The organism is Arthrobacter sp. NPDC056727, assembly GCF_042790555.1.
Taxonomy (GTDB): domain Bacteria; phylum Actinomycetota; class Actinomycetes; order Actinomycetales; family Micrococcaceae; genus Arthrobacter.
In genome coordinates this window covers 1-18950 of record NZ_JBHTZA010000043.1, presented here as the reverse complement: position 1 = coordinate 18950, position 18950 = coordinate 1, and the positions used below count along the sequence as shown (strand labels likewise).

The 18950-nt window shown below is 68.6% G+C and carries 15 protein-coding genes and 1 pseudogene; 4 read left to right on the top strand and 12 right to left on the bottom strand.

Annotated features, from left to right (window positions below):
- Positions 1-193 precede the first annotated feature (193 nt).
- The 8 genes from ACFRAH_RS23690 to ACFRAH_RS23655 are packed head-to-tail and all read right to left on the bottom strand — an operon-like array spanning position 194 to position 7855.
- Positions 194-334 (bottom strand): hypothetical protein, encoded by a 141-nt coding sequence (locus ACFRAH_RS23690; protein WP_377993346.1) that lies wholly within the window; start codon positions 332-334, stop codon positions 194-196.
- Positions 335-338: 4 nt separating this feature from the next.
- Positions 339-1754 (bottom strand): NtaA/DmoA family FMN-dependent monooxygenase, encoded by a 1416-nt coding sequence (locus ACFRAH_RS23685; RefSeq protein WP_377993345.1) that lies wholly within the window; start codon positions 1752-1754, stop codon positions 339-341.
- Positions 1755-1764: 10 nt separating this feature from the next.
- The gene (locus ACFRAH_RS23680; RefSeq protein WP_377993344.1) at positions 1765-2919 is read right to left on the bottom strand and encodes an LLM class flavin-dependent oxidoreductase; all 1155 of its coding nucleotides are present in this window, start codon (positions 2917-2919) and stop codon (positions 1765-1767) included.
- Positions 2916-3791 carry a DUF1684 domain-containing protein gene (locus ACFRAH_RS23675; protein ID WP_377993343.1) on the bottom strand — a complete coding sequence of 292 codons (876 nt, stop codon included), beginning with the start codon at positions 3789-3791 and terminating at the stop codon, positions 2916-2918. The genes ACFRAH_RS23680 and ACFRAH_RS23675 overlap by 4 nt, the downstream gene beginning before the upstream one ends.
- Complete coding sequence (locus ACFRAH_RS23670; RefSeq protein ID WP_377993342.1) at positions 3769-4935, bottom strand: LLM class flavin-dependent oxidoreductase; 1167 nt, start codon at positions 4933-4935, stop codon at positions 3769-3771. Before ACFRAH_RS23670 ends, ACFRAH_RS23675 begins: the two co-directional genes overlap by 23 nt.
- Positions 4932-5963: an ABC transporter substrate-binding protein gene (locus ACFRAH_RS23665; RefSeq protein WP_377993341.1), complete on the bottom strand. Its 1032-nt coding sequence runs from the start codon at positions 5961-5963 to the stop codon at positions 4932-4934. The genes ACFRAH_RS23670 and ACFRAH_RS23665 overlap by 4 nt, the downstream gene beginning before the upstream one ends.
- A 9-nt stretch (positions 5964-5972) precedes the next feature.
- Positions 5973-6797, bottom strand: a complete 825-nt coding sequence (locus ACFRAH_RS23660) for an amino acid ABC transporter ATP-binding protein (protein WP_377993340.1) — start codon at positions 6795-6797, stop codon at positions 5973-5975.
- A gap of 5 nt (positions 6798-6802) precedes the next feature.
- Positions 6803-7855 (bottom strand): amino acid ABC transporter permease, encoded by a 1053-nt coding sequence (locus ACFRAH_RS23655; protein ID WP_377993339.1) that lies wholly within the window; start codon positions 7853-7855, stop codon positions 6803-6805.
- Positions 7856-8124: 269 nt separating this feature from the next.
- Between ACFRAH_RS23655 and ACFRAH_RS23650 the strand changes: the two genes are divergently transcribed.
- Positions 8125-10077 carry an FAD/NAD(P)-binding protein gene (locus tag ACFRAH_RS23650; protein WP_377993338.1) on the top strand — a complete coding sequence of 651 codons (1953 nt, stop codon included), beginning with the start codon at positions 8125-8127 and terminating at the stop codon, positions 10075-10077.
- A 69-nt stretch (positions 10078-10146) separates the two neighbouring features.
- Positions 10147-10668, top strand: a complete 522-nt coding sequence (locus tag ACFRAH_RS23645) for a GNAT family N-acetyltransferase (protein WP_377993347.1) — start codon at positions 10147-10149, stop codon at positions 10666-10668.
- Here the strand turns inward: ACFRAH_RS23645 and ACFRAH_RS23640 are convergent.
- The 4 genes from ACFRAH_RS23640 to ACFRAH_RS23625 form a co-directional block, all read right to left on the bottom strand.
- Positions 10617-11906 (bottom strand): ammonium transporter, encoded by a 1290-nt coding sequence (locus ACFRAH_RS23640; protein WP_377993337.1) that lies wholly within the window; start codon positions 11904-11906, stop codon positions 10617-10619. The genes ACFRAH_RS23645 and ACFRAH_RS23640 overlap by 52 nt on opposite strands.
- A 204-nt stretch (positions 11907-12110) precedes the next feature.
- Complete coding sequence (locus ACFRAH_RS23635; RefSeq protein ID WP_377993336.1) at positions 12111-13286, bottom strand: hypothetical protein; 1176 nt, start codon at positions 13284-13286, stop codon at positions 12111-12113.
- A complete protein-coding gene (locus ACFRAH_RS23630; protein WP_377993335.1) occupies positions 13283-15538 on the bottom strand; it encodes a multicopper oxidase family protein in 2256 nt (751 codons plus the stop codon). Before ACFRAH_RS23630 ends, ACFRAH_RS23635 begins: the two co-directional genes overlap by 4 nt.
- A 283-nt stretch (positions 15539-15821) precedes the next feature.
- Positions 15822-17435 carry an FG-GAP-like repeat-containing protein gene (locus ACFRAH_RS23625; RefSeq protein ID WP_377993334.1) on the bottom strand — a complete coding sequence of 538 codons (1614 nt, stop codon included), beginning with the start codon at positions 17433-17435 and terminating at the stop codon, positions 15822-15824.
- Between the two features lie 97 nt (positions 17436-17532).
- Between ACFRAH_RS23625 and ACFRAH_RS23620 the strand changes: the two genes are divergently transcribed.
- Positions 17533-18543 carry a LacI family DNA-binding transcriptional regulator gene (locus ACFRAH_RS23620; RefSeq protein ID WP_377993333.1) on the top strand — a complete coding sequence of 337 codons (1011 nt, stop codon included), beginning with the start codon at positions 17533-17535 and terminating at the stop codon, positions 18541-18543.
- A gap of 108 nt (positions 18544-18651) precedes the next feature.
- A pseudogene (locus ACFRAH_RS23615) lies at positions 18652-18950 on the top strand (ribulokinase); the annotation flags it as partial.

The window sequence follows — 18950 nt, the reverse complement described above, 5'->3', positions numbered from 1 at the left end:
CAACCCTCAACCTAGACACCCCAGCCAACCGACTCACCCAGCTGCTACAAGCGGCATAAACCCACGCGTTGCACGCACCCATTGAATTTGCCCCCCCGGAAGCCGCGACAACTGGACAAAAACTCCAATCGAGTGCTCGATAGGTGCCGTTATGAGCAGCGAAAAGGGCGCCTGCGGGGCAGGCGAGGGGTAGCTACAGGAGCAGCTCCCGGACGGTCAGCTGAAGGCGGATGGTATCGGCGGCCGCAGCAGTGTCCGGCTTGAAGTTGTCACCGTCAGCCTCCGCTTCGCCCACTTCGGCGTCGCAGTTTTGGCCGCGCGGGGCGTTGGCCATGTGCCTAGACTTCCAGTCCGACGGCGGTGTTCCCGACGGTGATGTCCTGCCGGACCGGGGTTGCCAGGCCGAGGTTCTCCCGCAGCGTGGACCCGGCGTACTGCGTCGGATAGACGCCGCGCTCCTGCAGTTCCGGGACGAGGTGGTTGACGACGTCGTCCAGGCCGGTGGGGATCAGCCACGGCGAGATGTTGAAGCCGTCCACGGCACCCGTGCGGGCATACTCCGCCAGCCGGTCCGCCACCTCCGCGTAGGAACCCGTGAAGCTGGAATCCCCGCGGCTGGTCCGGGCCGAGACGAACTGCCGGATGCTGAGCCCCTTGTCCTTGGCTTCAGCCCGCCACTGGTCCGCCAACTGCTTCGCCTTTGCGCCGTGGAAGCCGCTGCCGCGGGTCTCCGAGGTCTCCTCCACCACGGGGTCGATATCCGGCAGCGGGCCGTCCGGATCGAACTCCTGCAGCTCGCGGCCCCAGAACTGTTCCAGGTAAGCGATGGCCTGTTCGGGACCGATCTGCAGGCTCCGCACCCAGTTCTTCTTCTCGAGTGCCTCCTGCGGGGTGGCGGCGAGGATGAACTCGCTGGCCGGCATGATCCGGACGTCGTTCGCGCCGCGGCCGGCGTTGACTGCGCGCTGGACGATGTCGCGGCGGAAGTCCAGGGCGTCGTCCAGCCTCGGGTGCGCCGAGAAGATGACGTCGGCCTGCCGGGCAGCGAAGTCGCGGCCTTCCGGGGAGTCGCCGGCCTGGAAAAGCACCGGCCGGTACTGGGCGCTGCGGGGCAGTTTGGGCACGTAGTCCACCGAATAGTGCTTGCCCTCGTGGTGCACGGGCCGGGCCGAACCCGCCGCGGCCCAGGCGGGGGCGGCGGCGGATTCAGCGACGGCGCCGTTCTCCCAGGAGTCCCAGATCCGCTTGGCGGTGGTGACGAACGGTTCGGCGTGGACGTACCGGTCAGCGTGGTCCAGGTAGCCGCCGCGGCGGAAGTTCGCGCCCGTCCAGGCGTTGTCCGTGGTGACCACGTTCCAGGCGGCGCGGCCGCCGGAGAGCAGATCCAGTGACGAAAGCCGGTGCGCCAGGTCCGCGGGGTCGTTGTACGTGGTGTTCTGCGTGGCCACCAGCCCGATGCGGCTGGTCACGGAGGCCAGGGCGGCCAGCATGGTCTGCGCGTCCGGGCGGCCGACGACGTCCAGCGCGTGCGGGCGGCCGAGATGCTCGCGCAGCCGCAGCCCCTCGCCGAGGAAGAACGCGGCGAACAGGCCCCGTTCCGCGGTCTGGGCGATGCGGCGGAAGGACTCGAAGTCCGTCTGCGAACCCGACTCGGCCGACTTCCAGACCGTTCCCGAGTTCACGCCCTGGAAGAAGACGCCGAGCTGCAGTTGGCCGGAAGGCACAAAGCCGTGGCCGATGTGTGTGTCTGTCATGGGTCTCTCCCTAGTTATCGGCGGCGGAAAAAGGGGCGGCGGCATACCGGCTGGCCGGGCGCTGCAGGCCCAGCAGGTCCCGGAACGTGGAACCAGGCTGCTGCGGGACCAGCATGCCCCGGCGGCGGAGGGCGGGAAGCACCAGCTGGGCCAGCTCCTCCAGGTCCACGTCCAGCACGGCAGGGTGCAGGCGCACACCGTCGGCCGTTTCCAAAACGGACGCCAGCAGCTCGGTGAGCTCCGCCGCGGTGCCAATAAACCGTGCACGGCTGTTCTCCCACGGAGTGTGCGCGTCCAGTTCGGCGAGCCGCCCGGCGGCGCCCTGCCCACGGGCGTCGAGAACGACGTCGAGCTCCGCGATGACGGCGGCCGCGGGAGCGGCTGCGCGGGCATCGGCAACCTCCCCGGCCAGGAGCTCGGGCGTGGGCGCGGAGACGAGCAGGGCGTCTGCCGTCCCGGCGGACAGCTGGTCCGGGCCCAGCAGGCCGGCCGGGGCGAGGACCGGCAGCTGCCCCTGCAGCGGCCGGGGAATGATGGACGGGCCCTTGACGGAGTATCCGGCGCCGTCGGAGTAGCCAGTGCTCTCGAAGTCAACGTAGTGCAGCTTGTCGACGTCGATGTACCGGCCCGTGGCGACGTCGCGGATCACAGCGTCGTCCTCCCAGGAGTCCCAGAGCCGGCGGCCGGCCTCGATGGAATCGGCGGCCTCCCGGCCCAGGGCCTCGCCGGAAACATGGGACCGTCCGACGGCCGCAGCATCCGACGCCCTGTCCGACGCCGCCACCAGCCACCCGGCGCGGCCGCCGGACACGTAGTCCAGACTGGCCAGCTGAGTGGAGACGTGGAACGGCTCCGTGTAGACCGTGTCCACCTCGGGGACCAGCACAATGGAGCCGGTGACCGGTCCGGCGAACGCCGCGCGCTGCAGGGCGTTCAGCCGGCCCGGGATGTCGCGGCCGCCCGGCTCCGAAGAGGCGGCCGGCAGCGATCCGTCCGCGAACGTCGCCACGTGGAACCCGGCAGACTCGGCGGCCAGCACCGTGGCGCGGACCCGCGTTCCGTCGAGCAGTTCGGCGGGAGTGTGCCGGGCCTTGCGCCAGGCGGCGGGGTGGGCGCCGTCGCCGTCGAGTTCCAGGGCGAGAAAACCTTTGGCTGCAGTGCTCACTGTCCGGCCTGCCTTTCGTGGGGGTTCTGTTCGCCTGCTTCGATGGCCACCGCCAGGCGGTTTTCGGCCGGGGGCAGCGGGCAGGTGGCGAGGTCGGTGTAGGCGCACGGCAGGTTCACCGCGCGGTTGAAGTCCAGGGTCACGCGGCCGTCCGCGTCCGGTGCGCCCACCGCGAGCGAACGGTTCGCCGCGTAGGTGGTCTTGCCCGACGTCGCGTCCGTGAACAGCACGGACAGCGTGCCCGGCGCGTGGCCGTTGAAGGCCGTCAGCGTGAGGTCCTGGCCAGCCAGCTCGAACCGGATCTCGCCGGGAGCCTCGTACACGTGCACGATGCCCTCGACGGCGGCACCCACCGTGGTGGGCCGGGGCGCGTCGAACGGCACGTACACGCCGTCGACGGCGAAGCGCGGGTCCGGCGCGTACGCCGGGGTGCCGCGGTATTCGTTGAGCAGCGGGTTCTCCGGGTGCCGGGGCCGTACGATGTATTCCCCGCCGCGCTTGGCGAGTTCGACGACGGCGGGACCCGCCGTGAGGCTGACGCCCCCACGCTCGGCGATGGGATCGAAAACGACGGCCGTACTTCCGTCCGGAACCAAACTGCTGTTCAGCTCCCTGCCGTCCCGCAGCAGGCTTTCGCCGGCCTCCAGAACTACAGTGACGGCGTCGTCCTTCACGCTCCAGATGCCGGGAACGCCCTCCAGCCGGGAGGGTTCCGCACCGAGCCAGTGCAGGTGGGTGACGGCGAGGAAGCCGTGGGGATCGGCGCGGCGGCGCTCATGCGCGGCGTGCCATTTCTCCCATTCGGCGGTGAAGGCCGCGCCCCGGCGATCGAGCTTGTCGAGATCCGTTTCAGTGCGCGTAGACGTGGGCATCGTGGCTCCTGTGGTTGTCGTGGTCGGTGCTGACGGCGGAGGCGGCGTCCGGTTCGGTCGCTCCGGCAAAGCCGGGGCGGCCGCCGAAGGGATCGGCGGTCTCCCAGAGCGTGGTGGGCGCCGCGGCACGGACGGCCGGGATCACCTCGAGCGCGAACCGCTCCAGGATCTCCAGCTGCTGTTCGAAGGGCAGCGTGGTGGGCAGCGAGATGGACTGCAGGTCGTGCCCGTACAGCCGGTGGTAGCTGAGGATCTTGTCGATCACCTGCTCCGGGCTGCCGACCAGGGCCGGGCCTTCCGCCACCGCGTGGTCGATGTCTCGGAACGGCGAGTTGTTGCCGGGCACGTTGCGGGCGGCCGTGAGCCCCTCGTACACCGGGCCGTACTGGCGCTTGGCCTCCTGCGTGGTGTCGGCGATGAACACCCCGCCGGCCCCGCTGCCGGAGCCCAGGTAGCGGTGGCGCGGATCGTGGCCGTGCCGCTCGTACTCTTCCACGTAGTGGTCGATGAGCACCTTGTAGTTTTCCCGCGGCTGGATGGCGTTCGCGGTGAACAGCGGGTCTCCCCAGCGGGCGGCCAGCGCGGCCGACGTCAGGGTTGTAGCAGACCCGTGCCAAATCCGGGGCGAGCCGGCGAAGGGGCGCGGCGTGGTGGTGGTCTGGTCCGTCAGCGCGGGACGGAAGCGGCCGGACCAGGTCACGTCCTCCTCGCGCCAGAGCCGGCGCAGCAGGGCGTACTTCTCCTCCAGCAGGTCCCACTGGTCCGCCAGGTCCAGGCCGAAGAGCGGGTACTGCAGCACCTCGTTGCCCTTGCCGATCACCAGTTCCAGCCGCCCCCGGCTGAGCTGGTCGATCGTGGCGTAGTCCTCGGCCACGCGCACCGGGTCCAGGACGGACAGGACGGTGACGCCGCTCTGCAGCCGGATCCGGGTGGTGACCGCGGCGATGGCGGCGAGCACGGTGGTGGGGGAGGACGAGATGAACTCCCCGGCGTGCCGCTCGCCCACGGAGAAGCTGTCGTAGCCGAGCTCCTCGGCGCGCTGCGCGGTCTGCACCACCTGGTTGAGGCGGTCGGCGGTGGAGACGATCTCCCCGGTGACCGGGTTCTTCAGGTGGGGGATGATGTCCAGGACCTGGAACTTCACTTTGAAGCCCCGGCCTGTGTGGAAGCGAAGTTGGACTCGGTGACGGTCTTGGATTCGGGCAGGGCTTCCTCGGACAGTCCCCAGCGGTCCAGCACCTTGGCGTAGGAGCCGTCCTTGATGGCCGAGTTCAGTGCCTCGGTGATCACCGGTGCCAGTCCGTTGCCCTTGAGCGTTGTGGCAGCCACCAGGGTCTCGGACGGCCAGCCGGCGTTGACCTTGCCCACCACCTTGAGGTCGTCGCGGGTGTTCTCCCGGTAGACCGTGGAGGGGTAGGGGGCGATGTTCAGGTCGGTCCGGCCGGAGGACAGCGCCAGGATGGTGTCGGCGTCGGAGGAGTAGTACTGCAGGCTGGCGGGTTCCTTGCCCTTGGCCTCGAGCTCCTTGTTCCACGCCAGCAGGATCTTCTCCTGGTTGGTGCCCGAGCCCACGGAGATCTTCAGGCCGGAGATGTCGTCAGCACCCTTGATGTTGTAGGACGAGGACTTCTTCGCCTCGAAGCCCATGAAGGCGGCGCGGTAGCTCGCGAAGTCGAACAGCTTCACCCGGTCCTTGTTGATGCCCACGTTGGAGAACACGGCCTCGAAGTCGCCGGACTGGGTTTTCAGCGGCCAGTTCTCCCAGGAGGTGACCTGGACGTCCAGTTCCAGGCCCAGCTTGTCCGCCACCAGCTGGGCGAGGTCAATCTCGGAGCCGATGGGCGTCTTGTCATCCGTGGCGTGGAAGGACAGCGGGATGGAACCGGCCGTGGTGGCCACGGTGAGCTTGCCGTCCTTGCTGATCAGGGCCGGCACCTTCGCGGCCAGCGCGGCGTCCTTTTCGGCGCGGATCCGCTGCTGGTCCGGCGAGGTGTTGTAGACGACGCCGTTGCGGGCCGCCGTCGTCGCCGGTGCACCGGAACCGCCGGCTGAACCGCCGGAGGCAGCGGCACCGGGATCGGAGCAGGCGGACAGTGCCGCAGTGCTCAACAAAGTACCGAGAAGTACGACGGCGGGCAGTGAGGACCGCTGACGGCTGGAGAAGAGTGCCATGGGAGTTCCTTAGATATTGAAGGCGGGCTCGATCACCTTGGAGAAGAAACTCCGGGTGCGTTCTTCCTGCGGGTTGGTGAAAATGTCCTGTGGTCTGCCCTGTTCGACGATCTGGCCCCGGTCCATGAACACCACGGTGTCGGCGACGTCGCGGGCAAAGCCCATCTCGTGGGTGACGATGACCAGGGTGGTGCCGGACTTCGCCAGCTCGCGGATCACGTCCAGCACCTCGTTGACCAGCTCAGGGTCAAGGGCCGAGGTGGGCTCGTCGAAGAGCAGGATCTTGGGGTCCAGGGCCAGCGCACGGGCGATGGCCACGCGCTGCTGCTGGCCGCCGGAGAGCTGGCGGGGGTAGGCGCCGGCGCGGTCCCTCAGGCCCACCCGGTCCAGGAGTTCCAGGCCGCGCTCGCGGGCCTCCGCCTGGGAACGGCGGGCCTTTCCGGGACGCGGCGCGACGACGGGCGCCTCGACTACGTTCTCCAGCGCCGTCAGGTGCGGGAACAGGTTGAAGTTCTGGAACACCATGCCGATTTCGGTGCGCTGCTTCAGGATCTCCCGCTCGGGCAGCTCGTGCAGCCTGTTGCCCTTGACCCGGTAGCCCACCAGCTGGCCGTCGATGGCGATGAAGCCGGCGTCCACCTTTTCCAGGTGGTTGATGGTCCGCAGCAGGGTGGACTTCCCGGAGCCGGACGGGCCGACGATGACGGCCACGCCGCCGGGCTCCACTGTAAGGGAAATGCCCTTCAGGACCTCGGTGGCGCCGAAGGACTTCCTGACCTTGGTGATCTCCACCAGCCCGCGGGTGGCGGCGGGGGCTTCAAGGGTTGTGCTCATCGGAATCATTTCCTTCCGGCGGTGTTGACCGGCGCGTGGGTGGCGAAGAACTTCCGGGCCTTCTGCAGCGGTGTGAGGGGCAGGGTGCGCACGGCTCCCTTGGAGTAGTGGCGCTCGATGTAGTACTGGAACACGCTGAGCACGGAGGTGATCACGACGTACCAGAGCGTGGCCACGAGCAGCAGCGGCAGGACCTGCTGGGTGCGGTTGTAAATGACCTGGACGGTGTAGAAGAGCTCCGAGTAGGCCAGGACGTAGACGATTGAGGTGCCCTTGACCAGGCCGATGATCTCGTTGAAGGCCGTGGGCAGGATGGCGCGCATCGCCTGGGGCAGCACGATCCGGGTGGACCGGCGCCAGGCCGGAATGCCCAGGGCGGCGGCGGCCTCGAGCTGGCCCTGGTCCACGGACAGGATGCCGCCGCGGATGATCTCGGCAGAGTAGGCGGCCTGGTTCAGCGTCAGGCCCAGCACGGCTGCCGCGAACTGGCTGATCAGGGTGGTGGTCTGCGCCTCGAAGAAGCGGATGTCCGTGAACGGGATGCCCAGGCTGATCTTCTCGTACAGGTAGCCCAGGTTGTACCAGAGGAGCATCTGGACCAGGAGCGGAGTGGAGCGGAAGATCCACGAGAACGTCCAGGACACGGAGACCAGCAGCGGCGAAGCGGACAGCCGCATGAGGGCGAGGATGAAGCCCAGGATGAAGCCGAGCGCCCCGGAGATGGCGGTGAGCTTGAGGGTTTCCACGAGGCCGTTCACTACAGACTTGGCGGTGAACCACTGGGCCACCACGCCCCATTCCCAGCGCGGGTTCGTGGCCAGCGACCACACGATGGCGGCGACGCCGATCGCCACCACCACGGTGCCCACCCAGCGCCACGGGCGGCGGGCGGGAACCAGCCGGTAGTCGGCATAGTCGACGGCGGCGCGCAACTCGACAGCGGCCGGCTCGAAGGCGCGGGGTTCAGGGGCAGCCCGGGTCTCGGGGACGGCCGGCGGCTCGGCGGCGGACGGTGTCTCAGTACTGGACTGGGACGTCCTGGTTGCTGCTGAACTCATAAGCCATCTCGCCTCTTCCGGTTGGTCATGCGGGGGTAGTTGGCAGCAAATCTAGGTGGGGCCGGAAGGTCCGGCAAAGCCGTCCGTTGCATTCGTTCACGCGGCTTAGCGGGGCGTCACAAGACGATTTCTTGCTCTCATTTACGCTGAATTACGCGGGGTGAACGGCCGTGACGAGGCCCTCGACCGAGGGTTTGTCCAGACCCTAGATTGAAGGCTCCGAGCCCTTTCCAATCAGCCAACCAGCCCTTTCCAACCAGGAGTTTCCGATGCCAGCGCAGCACCCATCCGTGGTCTTCATCGGCGGCGGTCCGCGCACGGCCGGCATCCTCGAACGCCTCGCCGCCAACCGGCCCGGGCTGGGGGAAGGCCCGCTCCAGATCCACATCGTGGAACCGCACGAGCCGGGTTCGGGCAGGATCTGGCGCTATGACCAGAACCCCGGCCTGATGCTTAATTCGACGGCGGCGGACGTCACCATGTTCACCGACTCCTCGGTGGTCTGCGAGGGGCCGGCCAGCGACGGTCCGGGGCTCGCGGCCTGGGCTGCCGGCATCCTGGACGGTTCCATCACCGACGTTCCGGCGCTGCCGCCGCACCTGCAGGAACAGCTGCGCTCGCTGACGGGCGCCACCTTCCCCACCCGCCAGCTGCAGAGCAAATACCTGGAGTGGTTCTTCCGCCGCGCGGTCCGCGCCCTCGGCGATGATGTCCGGATCACCGTGCACCGCGACACCGCCATCGGCATTGAACCGGTCAGCGTCGAAACACAGGAAATTTCCGACGACGGCGGGTACAGCGTGCGGCTGGCGGGCGGCGGCACGCTGCACGCCGACGTCGTGATCATCGCGCTGGGGCACACAGACGCCGAGCCGGATGCCCGATCCGCCGCCTGGTCCGCGTTCGCGGCCAGGCACGGGGCGTTCCATGCGGCGCCCAGCTACACCACCGATATCGACTATTCCCCGGTCGCCCCCGGCCAGGACGTCATCGTCTCCGGCATGGGCCTGGCCTTTGTGGACCTTCTGGTGCTGCTCACCGAGGGCCGCGGCGGCCGTTTCGAGGAGACATCCGACGGCGGGCTGCGCTACCTTCCGTCCGGTGCCGAACCCCGGCTGTGGGCAGGGTCGCGCCGCGGCGTGCCGTTCCACTCCAAGATCTCCGTGACGCTGCGCGGTGAACCGGCCGCGGCGCCCAGGTTCTTCACCGCCGACGCCGTCGGCGCCCTCCTGGCGGAGCACGCCGAACTGGATTTCCGCAGCCACCTCTGGCCCCTGATTGCGAAGGACGCCGGCTACGGCTACTACCGCGAGGTGTTCACCGGCAGCCCGGAACGCGTGGCACTGGGCTGGGACGAGTTTGCCGGGCGGTTTGCCGCGCTGGACTGGTACAGCAGCGCCCGCCGGGAGCTGGTCGCCGCGGCCGTGCCGGATCCGGAACTGCACCTGGACCTCGAACGGCTGGACAAGCCGTTCGGCGGGCAGCTCTTCGCCGGCCACGGTGACGTCCAGTCGGCTGTGGCCGGTTACATCGAGCACGACCTGGAACTGCGGACGGGACCCGACCACCCGGAAACACTGGCACTGTTCATGGCCCTGCTGAAGGTTTACATGGAACTGGGCAGGATCGTGCCGGCCGAACGGCTGAACGCCCGCTCGCAGGAGGAAGTGCACGGCTGGTGGCACGGGTTCTTCAGCTTCGTGGACTCCGGCCCGCCGCCCCGTCGCCTCCGCGAGATGCTGGCCGTCCACCGCGCCGGGCTGCTGCAGTTCCTGGGACCGGGACTCGCGGTTGCCGCCGATGACACCACCGGCGAGTTCGTGGCGACGTCGGCCCAGTCGCCGGTGAGCGTGCGGGCCAGGGCCTTCATCGAGGCACGGCTCCCCGGCCCGGCCGTGGCCCGCTCCGCGAACCCGCTGCTGCGCTCGCTGCACGGCACCGGCCTGGGCGCCGAGCAGCACCTGCTCACGTCCGACGGCGCCCACTCCACCGGCCGGCTCCTGATCACCTCGGGCCACCGGATCGTGGGCCGCGGCGGCGGGTCCCGGAGCCGCCTGTTCGGCATCGGCCCCGGGACCTCCGGCTGGGGAGCCGGCGCATTTGCCCGGCCCAACACCAACGCGGCGCCGTTCCGGGAGAACGACGCCCTGGCCCGAAGAATCCTCGAAACCGTGTCCGGCGCCAGCCAGCCACACACAGCCGCCGCCGTCGGAAAGGCCTGAAACGTGACTCTTGGAACAGCCCCGGCACTTGAAACCGCACCCGCCCGCCTCACTGTGCTCGAACTGCCCATGCACGATCCCCGGGTACGGCCGCTCCTGGATGAGCTCGCCGTCGAATACGACTCCCGGTACGGTGACCTCTTCGGCCGGGGTGCCGCAGCGGAGGAACTGAACAGGTACCCGGCCGAGGAATTCGAGGCACCCGGCGGCGCCCTGCTGATCATCCAGGAGAACGGCGAATCCGTGGCCGGCGGGGCCTTCCGCCGGTATGACGCGGAAACTGCCGAGTTCAAGCGGATCTGGACGCACTCGGCGCACAGGCGGCGGGGCCTGGCCCGGCGGGTGCTGGCGGAACTGGAGCGGCTGGCCGCGGAGCGCGGGTACCGCGGCGTCTACCTCACCACGGGCCCGCGCCAGCCGGAGGCCAAACACCTGTACCTGAACACCGGGTACACGGCGCAGTTCGACCTTGACGCCGACCCCGAGACCATCGGGCCGCTGGCATTCACGAAGGACCTGGTATTCGCGAAGGACCCGGCTCAGGAACGGGGTGCGGAGCCAAGGTTCACGGGGTCCTCATCCGTCAGGTAGGCGAACTCGGAGTGCGCGGCGATGTCGATGCCGCGGAGTTCGTCCGCTTCGTGGATGCGCAGGCCCATGGCCATGTCCACCACCTTGGCGATGACCCAGGTCAGGCCGAACGAGTAGACCAGCACGGCAACCGTGGCGAGCGACTGGATGCCCAGCTGGCGCAGCCCGCCGCCGTACAGCAGGCCGCTGACGCCGTTGGGCGCGCTGCTGGTGGCGAAGATGCCAATCAGGAGCGTGCCGATGATGCCGCCCACCAGGTGCACGCCCACCACGTCGAGTGAGTCGTCGAAGCCCAGGCGGAACTTCCATTCGATCGCCAGCGAGCAGACAGCGCCGGCGATGGCGCCAATGGCCACGGCGCCCAGCGGGCTGACCGCGCCGCAGGCGGGCGTGATGGCCACCAGGGCGGAGACCAGCCCGGAAGCGGCGCCCATGCTGGTGGTGGCGCCGTGCCGGACCCGTTCAACGAGCGCCCAGGCGAGCAGGCCGGCAGCCGCCGCCACGGCCGTGTTGAGGAACACCACCGACGCCGAGTGGCCGGCCGCCAGCGCGGAGCCGGCGTTGAAGCCGAACCAGCCCACCCAGAGCAGGCCCGCGCCCACCAGCACCAGGGGCCGGCTGTGGGGCTTCGAGTGCTCCATCTTGGGCCAGCCGGAGCTGCGGCCCAGGACCAGTGCCAGGGCGAGGGCGGCGGCGCCGGCGTTCATGTGCACGGCCGTTCCGCCGGCGTAGTCGATGGCCTTGATGCCGTTGGCGATCCAGCCGCCCGTCACCGAGCCGTCCGCGGAGCTGAACGCGAAGACCCAGTGCGCGATGGGGAAATAGACCAGGGTGGCCCATACGCCGGCGAACACCATCCAGGCGCCAAACTTCATCCGCCCGGCTGCCGCCCCGGCAACCAGTGCCGTGGTGACGCAGGCGAAAAACAGCTGGAAGGCCGTGAACAGGGCCGCCGGCAGGGCGGCGTCGGGATTGTCCTTGAGCATCGGCTCGAGGCCTGCGTACTCCGTGACGTCTCCGATCAGGCCCAGGCCGTTCACGGAATTGCCAAAGGCCATCGAGTATCCGAACAGTGCCCACAGCACGGCCACCAGGCTGGCGCCGCCGAAGCACATCATCATCATGTTCAGGATCCGGCGGGAACCCACCATGCCTCCGTAGAAGAGGGCCAGGGCGGGAATCATCATGCACACCAGTGCAGAACTTGCGAGGATCCAGGCAACATCTCCAGCGTTCACGTCGAACTCCACTCAAGAAATCGGTGTGTGGCATTTTGCTGAGACCGGACGAATGCCGTTTATCCCCACAACATAGAACTCCGGAAACGGCGGTGGGTTTCGGGAATGTAAATTGCTCGTCACCGTTGTTTCCAGACGGAAACGGCGACGGCGGCCCCCAGGAGGGACCGCCGTCGCCGTGTCTGTTGTGGGCTGAAAATGCCGCTAATGGGGGATGCTGTGGGTGGTGTTCCCCGAGGTGTCCACATCGCCGAGCCAGCCGGGAATGGCTCCGGCGACGCCCAGCGACCCGATGGCGATTGCCCCCACCACAGCCAGTGCGCGGAGGTGGGCAGACGCCGTCGTCCGCTTTTCCGGCCCGGCTGTTCCCCTGCGTCTGGCGCGGAGCAGGACGACGGCGATCGCCAGGGTGCCCAGCTCCAGGAGTCCTGCGGCCATATCGGCCAGGCCCACGGGCTCGGGCACGCCGGCGTTGGGGCCGAACGGCAGCCCCGACGTCCGGGACCACAGCCACAGCGCCGGCGGAACCACGGAGGCGGCCGCCACTGCAATGAGGACGCCCTGGCCCGGCCGGCCCAGGAGCAGGACGCCGCCTGCCACCTCCGCCAGCGCCAGGGCTAGGAAGAACGCGCTGGCCACCACCCAGTGGTTGAGATGGTCCGGGATGACCGCGACGTGAATGGCGGCGCAGCCGAACAGTGCCACCGCCGCCAGGGCCTGCCTGAGGTCCAGGCCTGCGATGCGCGCAAGCGGAGCACGGCGCGGGGCGCGCTCCGGCGCCTTCGTCCTGCGGCTGACGTCCAGCCGTCCGCCCAGGATCGCCACCGTCCAGCCGGTCACCACGAGGTTGGTGGCCGCGAGCAGGCCGGCGCCATAGCCGAAGGCGGCCAGCTGGAGCCCGAGCGATGCCTGGTCCAGCTGCTCCACCGACTGAACAGAGTTCGCGTGGTGCAGGTGGCCCATCAGGTCGTGCTGCAGGACGTAGTCCCAGGCCTCACTGGCTGCCAGTGTAAGGCTGCCGGCCAGGGTGCCGGCCGCGGCAATCAGCAGCGCAGTGGTGAAGAATGCCTTCTTGCCCGCCAGCACCGGCCCGAACCGCCGCAGGGCCAGCGCCACGGCCGCGATGACGGCCGCGACGAACACCGGGAGCAGCACGGTTGACTCCCGGAGCCAGCTCATGAAGGGATCCTGGGTGCGCTCGATGGCCCCCACTGCGCCCCTGAGCGAGACGATCCAGAAGCCGTCGGCGTAGGCCATCATCGCCGCGAGCGGGAGGACCGTCCGCCAAGGGACCGCGGGGCGGGCCGGCGCCTGGGCGCCGGTCCCGCTGCCGCTGCTGCTGACGCCCCCGCTGACCTGGCCCGCGGGTACCGCTGTCATGGCGTGATCTCCCACCCGAACATCATGGCGTGGTCCTCATGCGCCAGGTTGTGGCAGTGGGCCACGTACGGTCCCACGAAGTCCCGGAAGCCGCGATAGATGATGGTGGACTCGCCCGGATCCAGGGCCACCAGGTCCTCACGTGACACATCGTCCGGATGGCCCTTGTCGCCGCCGCGGGTGACGTCCCTGCCGTTGCGCATGACTACCCGGTGTTCCTCCATGTGCAGGTGGAACGGATGGACCCAGCCGCCGCCGCCGTTGCGGATCTCCCACAGGTTGTAGCTGCCCTTCTTCTGCTGGGCGAGTGGCGAGCGGCCGGCGCGGTTCTTGAGGCTGGTGGCAACGGTATTGGGGGTGAAGGGCTTGCCGTTGATGAGCCACTCCGTTTCGCCGCCGCCCGAACCGCGCTCCACCTCAAAGATCAGGCGGTTGTCCAGCATGGTCTGCCAGTTGCTCGGCAGCGGCGGCAGTTCCCGCATCATGCCGGTGGGGATCACGCTGTCGTCGGGAGCGTCGTCGCCGATCACGAATTTGAGCACCGGAACCTTGTACGCCGGGTCCGGGGAGAACCGGGACGAGTTGGACCACATCCGGCCGTTGGGCATCTTCATCACGTCGGTGAGGTAGATGACGTCGCCCTTGGTGGTGGGGGTGCCGTCCTGGTACCGGGTGAAGTCCACCACCACCTCGCGCCGCTTGGCCGGCCACAGCTCGAAGGAATCGCGCTTGATCGGGAACGGCAGCAGGCCGCCGTCGGACGCGATCTGGGTGAACTGCATGCACTGCTGCCCGTCCGGGATGCGGTACTGGCCCTCCAGCTCGTCGCCCTGGTAACCCAGCGAGACAGATGTCTTGGGACCCTTGGTGGAGCTCATCAGTTTGAACTCGTAGATGCGGGCGATGGACGCGTCCAGGAACCGGAAGCGGTACTTGCGCCGCTTGACCTCCATGACGGGGTAGGCGGTGCCGTTCACGGTGAAGATGTCGCCCACGAACCCGTGGTTGGGGAAGTGCTTGTAGAACGTCTTGCCCCACCACTCCGGGTGCTTGGCCGGGTTCTTGGCGTCCGGGAACTCCTTCTGCGAGTCGTGGATGTCCTTGTGGATCGTGACGCCGTCATCGAGGCGGCAGTCGTAGAAGGCCAGCGGGACGTCGTAGTCGACGTCAAAGGACCCGTCCGGGTTGTCCTTGCGGACGCCCGGCAGCCGGAGGCCCTGCCGCTCGTCCCCCATGTCCATGCCGTTCTTCGGATCGTAGATGGGGTACAGGCCCACCATGCCCTTGTAGACGTTGGAGCCGGTGTGGTCCATCCGGTGGTCGTGGAACCAGAAGAAGCTCTGCTTTTCCCGGTCATCGCCCCCGGCGGGCCAGTTCAGGTACAGGTTGTCGCAGAAGGACTTCGGCAGGTAGCCCTCGTACTTGGGCCCGCTGACCATGCTGTAGTGCGGGTTGCCGTCACTCTCCGGCGCGGTGTGGCCGTTGTGCAGGTGGGTCAGGAAGGACCAGTCAGGCGAGCCGAAGTCCTGGCGGTCCAGGTTCAGCGGGTTCTCGTCCAGGTGGTTCTCGAACCTCACCAGCGCCGGCTTGCCGTACTCGGCGTTGATCATCGGACCGGGGAACGTGCCGTTGAAGCCGTAGATGGCGCTCAGCGGCAGAGTCCGCTTCGTCCCGGCCGGGTACGTCTTGCGCTTGTCGTCGAAGGAGATCGTCGGCCGGCCCTTCGCATCGATGGGAAGCACCTGCGACGTGGTGAACGCGTGCTGCCGCAGCAGGATGTCGATCTTGTACACCAGGGGGTCCGGGTAGTTCAGCTTGGACGGCCAGATCTGGTGCTGCTCATTCTTGAAGGAACTCTGCTGGCCCTGACCCGGGCCGGGCGGGTCGCTCCACTCGGTGTAGCCCTTGATGGTGCCGACACCCACGGCCGGTGTGGGGGCCAACGCCTTGGGGATCGTCAGCGAGTCAGTGAACGGCGAGAGGATCAGCGGGCTGGTGGGGAACGCCTCGATATAGAACAGCAGATCGCCCAGGGCGGTGGACGAGGCGGCGAACGCGCCGTCCGGCGACAGGAGTCCCTTCTGCGCGAGCAACGGGCCCGCCCAGCCCTGGGCGGCGACGACGGCGGCGCCGGCACCTCCTGCCGCGCTGAGCCGCAAGAGGGTGCGGCGGGACACGCCGTTCGTGGACTCTGTGTCCGTCGACGCGGTGTTCGTGGACACTTCGTTGGTCATTGCGGTTTCTTCTGACATGGGTATGCGCCTCCTTCGGGGCAAAAAAGAATGGCCTGCTGGCCCCGTATGCGTTGCTTTCAGAGACTTTCCGGCGGCTTCATCACCGGGAAATCTCGACTATGCGGAGGTTGGCTGCGCTTGTCGTTGCCCCGCGCAACTACAGTGCGGGCCGGGGCTTGGAAAAACATTGGGTGTTTCGGATGCATACCCCCTCAATGAGACGGGTATAAGGGGGTGGCCATTCCAAGGCCGGGGCCGGGCAAGCGGCAGTGGTGGTGAAACGATCGATCAGAAGAGTGCGCTAGAACAGCGGGGAGAGGCCGTTCCAGCCGGCGCTGATGCGCACCCGGGAGGCGAATTGCCCCGTGCCGAGCCCCGGATAGAGCCACAGGACACCGGCGGCGTCGCGTGCCAGCAGGTCCGGGTTGCGGTCGCCGTTGAAGTCGCCGGGACTTACGACGGCGGTCATCGCGTTCCAGCCGGCGCCCACCCGGACGCGGGGGAGCCAGCCGCCCGTGCCGCTGCCGCGGTACAGCCACAGGACTCCGGTGGCCGTCTCCCGGGCCAGCACGTCGGCCGCGCCGTCACCGTTCATGTCACCCGGGCCCACCAGGGCGTTGAAGGCGTTCCAGCCGGAGCCAACGCGGATCCGCGGCAGGAACGCGCCGGTGCCGTTGCCCCGGTACAGCCAGAGGAAGCCGGTGGCAGACTCGCGGGCGAGGATGTCCACGCGCTGGTCGCCGTTGAAGTCACCGGGGCCGATGATGGCGCTGAAGCCGTTCCAGCCGGTGCCGATCCGGACCCGGGGGAGGAACCCGCCGGTGCCGTTGCCGCGGTACATCCACAGATTTCCTGTGGCGGCCTCCCTGGCGAGGACGTCCTGCGGGCCGTCGCCGTTGAAGTCGCCGGGTGTTTCAAGGGCGCTGAACCCGTTCCAGCCGGTGCCGATGCGCACGCCGGGGAGCCTGCCTCCGCGACCGTTCCCCGGATACAGCCGCAGCTCGGCCGTCGCCGTCACCCGGGCCAGGATGTCCGTGTTCCAGTCGCCGTTGAAGTCGGCCGTCGAGCGGGACAGGGTGGATGCCGGAACAGGCAGGGGAGTGAAGGCGTACGGGTCGCAGGTCAGGTCGTAATCCCTGACGTCGTCGTACCACTGGGAAAGGTACACGCGGCCGCCGGAGAAGCTGGCGGCGCGGCAGAGGTTCTGGGCTTCACCGGGGAAATCCAGCCGGCCGGCGGTTGCCCACACCGGAACGCCGGAGAGCCGCCAGGAACCGGTGATGCTGGCCCAGCCCGACGCGAATGAGTACAGGCCGTAGGAGTATCCGGTATCGCGCAGGCCGCGCATCACGCCCTCGACGATGTACCGGTTTTCGCGCTGCTGCGCCGCGCTCGCGGTGGGCCACGGCTGGGCCGGGCGGGGCTCGACGTCGATCCACACCACGCGCGGCGCAAACCGCACCCGTGCGAGGCTGGCAACCGCGAAGCGGGCCTCCGCGTAGCCGACATTGGAGAGCTGCCCGGCCCGGGTGGCCGCGGACCAGGGCCCCTGGGCCCGGTAGGTGGCCAGCTGGGCGGCCGTGGGGAAGGCGGCCATGGTGTAGGCCTGTGCCGGCTTGCGGTTGCTGGACGCCCAGGTGACCTGGCTGGCCAAGCACGGGTTCTCCGTGAAGGGCAGTCCCTTGGTCAGGCCGATGACGACGAACTGGGACGAGGCCGGCGGCAGCGGCAGGCCAAAGCCGCCCACCGCCGTCGGGCATTGGGGCCAGGAGATGTCATGGCCGCTGAGCGATACGGCCCGCGCCAGGGTGGCACCTGGAAGATATGCGAAGAGGAGGGCGAGCAGGACCAAGAGCCCCGTCAGCATGTGCCGTACGGAAAAACCGGCCCCAGAAAGATGAACTTTGCCGTCCATCGCCAGCGCTCCTTTGCTCCCATCAGTTTACGCTCGCCTGCGTCTGCCGCGCCGCGTCCATTCGTGCATACGGCTGGGGGTCGCGCACAATTACCCCATGGCAAAAATCAATGCCCGGCAGCCCCGGCTTGAGGATGTGGCGGAGCGCGCGGGGGTCTCGCACCAGACGGTGTCCCGGGTGATCAACAACCATCCCAACGTCAGCAAGGCCACGCGCGAGCGCGTCGAGGCCGCCATTGCCGAGCTGGGCTACCGGCGCAACACGGCAGCGCGGAGCCTGGTCACGCGCAAGTCGCAAACCATCGGCGTGCTGGGCAGCGAGCTCTCGCAGTACGGTCCCGCCAACACGCTGCTGGGAGTGGAGCAGGCCGCGCGCGACGCCGGCTATTTCGTCAGCATCGCAGCCCTCCGCTCGGTAAGCCGCGAAGCGATCTTCGACGCCATCCGGCACTTCCTGGACCAGTCCGTGGACGGCATCGTGGTGATCGTGCCGCATTCCGAGACGCTCCTGGCCCTGGCCGAGCTGAATCCCGGCGTGCCCGTGGTGGCCGTGGGGTCCCTGGGCAGCGAAGCGGTGAGCGGCGCCATGGTGGACCAGAAGCGCGGGGCCGAGCTCGCCGTCGGGCATCTGATTGAGCAGGGGCACCGCCGGATTGGCCACATCGCCGGCCCGCAGGACTGGATCGACGCCGCGGCGCGTGCGGAGGGCTGGAGTGCGGCGCTGCGCGAGGCCGGGCTGGACGACAGCCTGGTGGTCGAGGGGGACTGGAGCGCCGGCAGCGGCTATGAGATCGGCCGGAAGCTCGCCGCGGAACGGACCGCCACGGCGCTGTTCGTGGGCAATGACCAGATGTCGCTGGGCCTGCTGCGGGCCTTCAACGAGGCCGGCGTCCGGGTTCCGGAGGACGTTTCCGTGGTGGGCTTCGACGACCAGCCGGAGTCGGGGTACTTCACGCCGCCGCTCACCACCGTGCGCCAGGACTTCGAGGAGCTGGGCAGGCGCTGCATGGACCTGATGCTGAGCGCCATTGCCAACGGTGACACGGTGAGCACCACGGTGGTGGAACCGGAGCTCGTGGTCCGCCGGAGCACCGCCGCCCCCGCCTGAGAGCCTAGATCCTGAAATCAGTGATCCGCAGCACTTGACGCACTAAGTTGTTAGCGCTCACAATAGTTTCAGCCCGCGAAACAGACGGGCGGTTTATCTGGAGGATTCATGGACGTCACAGCAGACGGCAGCGAAAACTATGTCATCGGGGTGGACTACGGCACCCTGTCCGGCCGGGCCGTGGTTGTGCGGGTCCGGGACGGCAAGGAACTCGGCAGTGGCGTGTTCGACTACCCGCATGCGGTGGTCACCGAAGCGCTCCCGGCGGATGTGGGGGGCGACGGCGTCACCCGGCTTCCCGGGGAATGGGCTCTGCAGGTGCCGGGCGACTACCGCGACGTGCTCCGGCATGCTGTTCCCGCCGCGATCGCTGACGCCGGGATCGACCCCGCCGCCGTCGTCGGAAT